Genomic DNA, 6,486 nt, shown 5'->3' with positions numbered 1-6,486 from the left:
GTGCTGTCGCCGGTACGCCGGCGACCGTCTTGTTGTGCGGCACCGGCGACAGCACCACCGAGCCGGCCGCGATCTTCGAGCAGTGGCCGATCTCGATATTACCGAGGATCTTGGCGCCGGCGTACCGGCGCGGGTCGTCGGCGAGACCGGCTGCGACCAGCCTTCGCGGCAGATGGACCAGCTCCTGCCTTCGCAGACGATGGACCACGTCGTCAGCTTCGACATCTGAATTCGGCCGTCATTTGCGGCGGCCGGATTCCGGCTGCCGTGTCAAATACCGGTCGTCCCTATTTATCCTGCCGGCTTGCCTTTACATCGCCATTGTCGGCGTGTCAGAAGCGCGTCCCAACGAACAAGGCCGACATTTCGGAGAAGACTTTGAAACCCGACGAGATCAGAAAGCTGGACGCCTATTTCAAGCGCGTCTTCCAGAATCCCAAGCTGCAGGTGAAGGCGCGTCCGCGAAAGGAAGACTCGGCCGAAGTCTATGTCGGCGACGAATTCCTCGGCATCGTCTTCAAGGACGAGGACGACGGCGACTACAATTTCTCGATGGCGATTCTCGACATCGATCTCGGCTAAGCCGACATTTTTTTCGACCGGGCAAGAAGAGGCCCGGTCGGACTAGCCCCAGGGCAAACGGTTCCTAGTCCAGGCAATGCCGCGGAATATGCACCCGCCGCCATCTGGTCGAGCCTTCCCGCACCACCACGCGGCGCCCAACTGTCCTGTACGAAGGTGGAATTTCGGTGACGCGCCGCCGTTCCGGCCGCACCAGCACTTCCCGGGCCACGTTTTCATACTCCGCCGGCAGGACCACACGACGGACCCGCTCCGGCTCGACGATTACGGCTTCGGCGACGCGCGCATAGCGCGCCTTGCGCCAGACCTTGCACAGCACCTTGCGGCCATGGATGACGCGCCATTCCCAGGCATAGCCGCCATCGTCGACCTTGACCGTGTGGTAGACGGTGCGCGTGACGGCGGGCACGACCTCATAGGTGATGCGAGGCGGGGCGATCTGCTCCAGGCCTTCGCTTGTGCCGTAGATCGGCGGGGCATAGTCGACGAGCTGGCCGCCGGGGCTGACCATCACGTCTTCGTAGACGGTGTCATAAAGCGCCGGCCGATGCACCGGCTCGTAGCATTCGAGCGCGCGGCCGCCGGCAGCCGTTTGCGACACCGTTGCGAGCGTTGCCAGGCTGGCTGAGGTGAGCGATGCGAAGCTCTTGCGAAAGGAACTCTGGCGAAACATGACATTCCCCCGTTGAAAAAGGACGCCGGTTCAACGCAGGAATGTATCGGAAGGCCCGCCGCCGGACAGGGATTTCAAGGCTTGTCGTTAAGCCGCGCGGTTAAGAAATTGCTACCGAGGCGGCCGGTTAGCGCCCGAGCACTTCCGACAAGGCGCAACCACAGGCATTTCCTGACCGGCGGCGCTTGATTCGACTTAACCAGATGGCTAGGAGGGGCGGCCTTGCGCTAGGGTGAGCCGACATCCTATTTAGGATTTAACGATCAAGAACCGATTCCGCCCGATTGGCCATATTTCACGGCGCCGGAATCCATCTAACAAGGGTAGTCCATGAAGAACCCCGTCGAAACCTACATGAACCTCGTTCCGATGGTGGTCGAGCAGACCAATCGCGGCGAGCGCGCCTACGACATTTTCTCCCGCCTGTTGAAGGAACGCATCATCTTCATCACCGGCCCGGTCGAGGACGGCATGGCGACGCTGGTTTGTGCACAGCTTTTGTTCCTCGAGGCGGAGAACCCCAAGAAGGAGATCAACCTCTACATCAACTCGCCGGGCGGCGTCGTCACCTCGGGCATGGCGATCTACGACACCATGCAGTTCATCAAGCCGGCGGTGTCCACGCTCTGCATCGGTCAGGCCGCCTCGATGGGCTCGCTGCTGCTTTGCGCCGGCCACAAGGATATGCGCTTCGCCACGCCGAACGCCCGCATCATGGTGCATCAGCCGTCCGGCGGCTTCCAGGGTCAGGCGTCGGACATCGAACGTCATGCGCAGGACATCATCAAGCTGAAGCGTCGCTTGAACGAGGTCTATGTCAAGCACACCGGCAAGAACTATGACGAGATCGAACGGACGCTCGACCGCGACCATTTCATGAGCGCTGACGAGGCCAAGGACTTTGGTCTGATCGACAAGGTCATCACGACGCGCGAGCTGGGCGAAACCGCCGCCGCGTAGGCCCTGGTTGGCAGCTCGATGGTGCGATAACGTGCTTTTGGCGCGGCTTGCGGCATTTCGGCCACAATTGCCTGTTCCCTCGACGGTCGGGATTGCCTACGTTAAGGCTATGTTGATTTTCGACGGCTTAGCTTTGCATGGGGTTGCTGCGAATCATTGTCGCGTTTTCTGATTTGCGTATCGTACGGAATGCGCTGTGTGAGCCGGGACACTGGCGGCCGCGAATTCCCGCGATAGATTGGTGAGACGCCCATGCGGCCAGACCATCGGCGGGCAGGCGGTGAAAGGACAGAAAAATGAGCAAGGTAAGCAACAACGGCGGTGATTCAAAGAACACGCTCTATTGCTCGTTTTGCGGCAAAAGCCAGCACGAAGTGCGCAAGCTGATCGCCGGTCCGACCGTCTTCATCTGCGACGAGTGCGTCGAGCTCTGCATGGATATCATCCGTGAGGAGAACAAGACCTCGATGGTGAAGTCGCGGGAGGGCGTGCCCACTCCGCAGGAGATCCTCAAGGTCCTCGACGACTACGTCATCGGCCAGCCCTACGCCAAGCGGGTGCTGTCGGTCGCCGTCCACAACCACTACAAGCGCCTCGCGCATGCCGGCAAGAACAACGACGTCGAGCTGGCGAAGTCCAATATCCTTCTGATCGGCCCGACCGGCTGCGGCAAGACGCTGCTGGCGCAGACGCTCGCCCGCATCATCGACGTGCCCTTCACCATGGCCGACGCCACGACGCTGACCGAAGCCGGTTATGTCGGCGAGGACGTCGAGAACATCATCCTGAAGCTTCTGCAATCGGCCGACTACAATGTCGAGCGCGCGCAGCGCGGCATCGTCTATATCGACGAGATCGACAAGATCTCGCGCAAGTCGGACAATCCGTCGATAACCCGCGACGTGTCGGGCGAGGGCGTGCAGCAGGCGCTCTTGAAGATCATGGAAGGCACGGTCGCTTCCGTGCCGCCGCAGGGCGGCCGCAAGCACCCGCAGCAGGAATTCCTGCAGGTCGATACCGCCAATATCCTGTTCATCTGCGGCGGCGCCTTTGCCGGACTGGACAAGATCATCTCGGACCGCGGCCGCAAGACCTCGATCGGCTTCGGCGCCACCGTGGCGTCGCCCGAGGATCGGCGCACCGGCGACCTGTTCCGCCAGGTCGAGCCGGAGGATCTATTGAAGTTCGGCCTGATCCCGGAATTCGTCGGCCGTCTGCCGGTGCTGGCGACGCTCGAGGATCTCGACGAGCCGGCGCTGATCCAGATCCTGACCGAGCCCAAGAACGCGCTGGTCAAGCAGTATCAGCGGCTGTTTGAGATGGAGAATGTCGACCTGACCTTCCACGAGAACGCATTGTCGGCGATCGCCAAGCGCGCCATCGAGCGCAAGACCGGCGCCCGCGGCCTGCGTTCCATCATGGAAGCGATCCTGCTCGACACCATGTTCGAGCTGCCGGCGCTGGAAGGCGTGCGCGAAGTGGTGATCTCGGAAGAGGTGGTTTCCGGTAACGCCCGGCCGCTCTACATCTATTCCGAGCAGAAGGAAAAGAAGGGCAACGTCAGCGCCTGAGATGGTACCCGATCCGGCAATTTTTCATGGAACGGCGCCCGTGTGGCGCCGTTTTGCTGTGACGGGGGTACCGGCAAGCAATGGAGTGGATGAACGGACCGTGTTAACCCTTGATCTTTGCTCCGCCCGCATCCACCTAACAGCGGAAGGCCGAAGCGCCGAATTCCGTGCTGTAAAATTCCCGTCACAAACGGTGGTAGGCGGAACGACGCTCGGTCGTTAATATAAGATTCGCGGTTGGCTCAATTAGCGTCCGCGACATGAAAGGTTGGACAATGGCCAAAATATCCAGGGCTTCCGGCGACGGCGTCTTCGCGGTTCTTCCGCTGCGCGACATCGTCGTGTTTCCGCACATGATCGTTCCGCTCTTTGTCGGGCGCGAAAAGTCGATCAAGGCGCTGGAAGAAGTGATGGGTCAGGAAAAGCAGATCCTGCTTGCCACCCAGATGAACGCAGCCGACGATGATCCTGAGCCCGGTGCCATTTTCGACATCGGCACGCTCGCCAACGTGCTGCAGCTCCTGAAGCTTCCCGACGGCACCGTGAAGGTGCTGGTCGAGGGTGCCTCGCGCGCCAAGATCGTCTCGTTCACCGACCGTGCCGACTTCCACGAGGCCCGCGCCACGGCGCTGGCCGAGCCGGAGGAGGAAGAGGTCGAGATCGAGGCGCTCGCCCGCTCGGTCGTCACCGACTTCGAGAACTATGTCAAGCTGAACAAGAAGATCTCGCCCGAAGTGGTGGGCGCGGCCAGCCAGATCGACGACTATTCCAAGCTCGCCGACACGGTCGCCTCGCATCTCGCCATCAAGATCCCCGAGAAGCAGGAGATGCTCGCCACGCTTTCCGTGAAGGAGCGTCTCGAGAAGGCGATGGGATTCATGGAGGCCGAAATCTCCGTGCTCCAGGTGGAGAAGCGCATCCGTTCGCGCGTCAAGCGCCAGATGGAGAAGACGCAGCGCGAGTACTACCTCAACGAGCAGATGAAGGCGATCCAGAAGGAGCTCGGCGAGGGCGAGGACGGCCGCGACGAGGCCGCCGAGATCGAGGCGCGCATCAAGAAGACCAAGCTCTCCAAGGAGGCCCGCGAGAAAGCGGAAGCCGAATTGAAGAAGCTGCGGTCGATGTCGCCGATGTCGGCTGAATCCACCGTCGTGCGCAATTATCTCGACTGGCTGCTGTCGATCCCGTGGGGCAAGAACTCCAAGGTCAAGCAGGATCTCGCCTTCGCGCAGGACGTGCTCGATGCCGACCATTTCGGCCTCGACAAGGTCAAGGAGCGCATCGTCGAGTATCTCGCCGTGCAGAGCCGGCAGAAGAAGCTGAAGGGGCCGATCCTGTGCCTCGTCGGCCCGCCCGGCGTCGGCAAGACCTCGCTCGGCAAGTCGATCGCCAAGGCGACCGGCCGCGAGTTTATCCGCATGGCGCTCGGCGGCGTGCGCGACGAGGCCGAGATTCGCGGCCACAGGCGGACCTATATCGGCTCGATGCCCGGCAAGGTCATCCAGTCGATGAAGAAGGCCAAGAAGTCCAACCCGCTCTTCCTGCTCGACGAGATCGACAAGATGGGCCAGGACTTCCGCGGCGATCCGTCGTCGGCCCTGCTCGAGGTGCTCGATCCGGAGCAGAACTCGACGTTCATGGACCATTACCTCGAGGTCGAGTACGACCTGTCGAGCGTGATGTTCGTGACGACGGCGAACACGCTGAACATCCCTGCGCCCTTGATGGACCGCATGGAGATCATCCGTATCGCCGGCTACACCGAGGACGAGAAGATCGAGATCGCCAAGCGCCACCTGATGCCCAAGGTGATCCGCGATCACGCGCTGCAGCCGAACGAATTCTCGGTCGGCGAGGACGCGATCCGCGGCATCATCCAGACCTACACCCGTGAAGCGGGCGTCAGAAGCCTGGAGCGCGAGCTGATGAAGCTTGGTCGCAAGGCGGTGACCGAGATCCTGAAGACGAAGAAGAAGACGGTGAAGATCAACGCGGAAAACCTCGCCGATTATCTCGGCGTTCCGCGCTTCCGCTTCGGTCAGGTCGAGGCCGACGATCAAGTCGGCGTCGTCACCGGTCTTGCGTGGACGGAAGTCGGCGGCGAGCTGCTGACGGTCGAAGGCGTCATGATGCCCGGCAAGGGCCGCATGACGGTGACCGGCAATTTGCGCGACGTGATGAAGGAATCGATCTCGGCGGCGGCTTCTTACGTCCGCTCGCGCGCCATCGATTTCGGCATCGAGCCGCCGCTGTTCGACAAGCGCGACATCCACGTCCACGTGCCGGAGGGCGCGACGCCCAAGGATGGCCCGTCGGCGGGTGTGGCGATGGTGACGGCGATCGTCTCCGTGCTCACCGGCATTCCGGTCCGCGCCGATGTGGCGATGACCGGCGAGGTGACACTGCGCGGCAGGGTGCTGCCGATCGGCGGCCTCAAGGAGAAGCTGCTTGCCGCGTTGCGCGGCGGCATCAAGAAGGTGCTGATCCCAGAAGACAACGCCAAGGATCTGGCGGAGATACCGGACAATGTGAAGAACAACATGGAGATCATTCCGGTCTCGCGGGTCGGCGAGGTGCTGAGGCACGCGCTGGTCCGGATGCCGGAGCCGATCGAATGGGTCGAGCCGGTGAATCCGCCGGCCGGCGTGGATGCCGGCGACGATACCGGCAAGTCGCTTGCTCATTAGAATCTTCTAACAT

Annotated in this window: 5 protein-coding genes and 2 pseudogenes; 5 read left to right on the top strand and 2 right to left on the bottom strand. The window is 61.8% G+C overall.

The genetic code is table 11. From position 1 onward, the window contains the following. Positions 1-121: pseudogene (locus EOA38_RS24340) on the bottom strand (serine O-acetyltransferase); the annotation flags it as partial. Here EOA38_RS24340 and EOA38_RS41150 point away from each other — a divergent pair. Next, positions 116-229, top strand: a pseudogene (locus EOA38_RS41150) (serine O-acetyltransferase); the annotation flags it as partial. The pseudogenes EOA38_RS24340 and EOA38_RS41150 sit on opposite strands and share 6 nt — an antisense overlap. A 149-nt stretch (positions 230-378) precedes the next feature. Further along, positions 379-582: a DUF3126 family protein gene (locus EOA38_RS24330; protein ID WP_042644432.1), complete on the top strand. Its 204-nt coding sequence runs from the start codon at positions 379-381 to the stop codon at positions 580-582. A 64-nt stretch (positions 583-646) separates the two neighbouring features. On the opposite strand, the gene EOA38_RS24325 is transcribed toward EOA38_RS24330, so the two are convergent. Then, positions 647-1,255 carry a hypothetical protein gene (locus EOA38_RS24325; protein ID WP_245480908.1) on the bottom strand — a complete coding sequence of 203 codons (609 nt, stop codon included), beginning with the start codon at positions 1,253-1,255 and terminating at the stop codon, positions 647-649. A gap of 330 nt (positions 1,256-1,585) precedes the next feature. On the opposite strand from EOA38_RS24325, the gene clpP reads away from it, so the two are divergent. From clpP to lon, 3 genes are all read left to right on the top strand, one after another. Beyond that, positions 1,586-2,215, top strand: a complete 630-nt coding sequence (gene clpP / locus EOA38_RS24320) for an ATP-dependent Clp endopeptidase proteolytic subunit ClpP (protein ID WP_127300425.1) — start codon at positions 1,586-1,588, stop codon at positions 2,213-2,215. A gap of 296 nt (positions 2,216-2,511) precedes the next feature. Further along, positions 2,512-3,786, top strand: coding sequence for an ATP-dependent Clp protease ATP-binding subunit ClpX (gene clpX / locus EOA38_RS24315; RefSeq protein ID WP_059185169.1), 1,275 nt, complete (start codon positions 2,512-2,514; stop codon positions 3,784-3,786). 275 nt (positions 3,787-4,061) lie between these two features. Beyond that, on the top strand, positions 4,062-6,473 hold the full coding sequence (gene lon, locus EOA38_RS24310) for an endopeptidase La (protein WP_127300424.1): 2,412 nt from the start codon (positions 4,062-4,064) through the stop codon (positions 6,471-6,473). The last annotated feature ends 13 nt before the right edge of the window (positions 6,474-6,486 follow it).

The organism is Mesorhizobium sp. M1E.F.Ca.ET.041.01.1.1, from assembly GCF_003997355.1.
Classification (GTDB): Bacteria; Pseudomonadota; Alphaproteobacteria; order Rhizobiales; family Rhizobiaceae; genus Mesorhizobium.
This window is presented reverse-complemented; position numbering and strand designations above follow the sequence as displayed.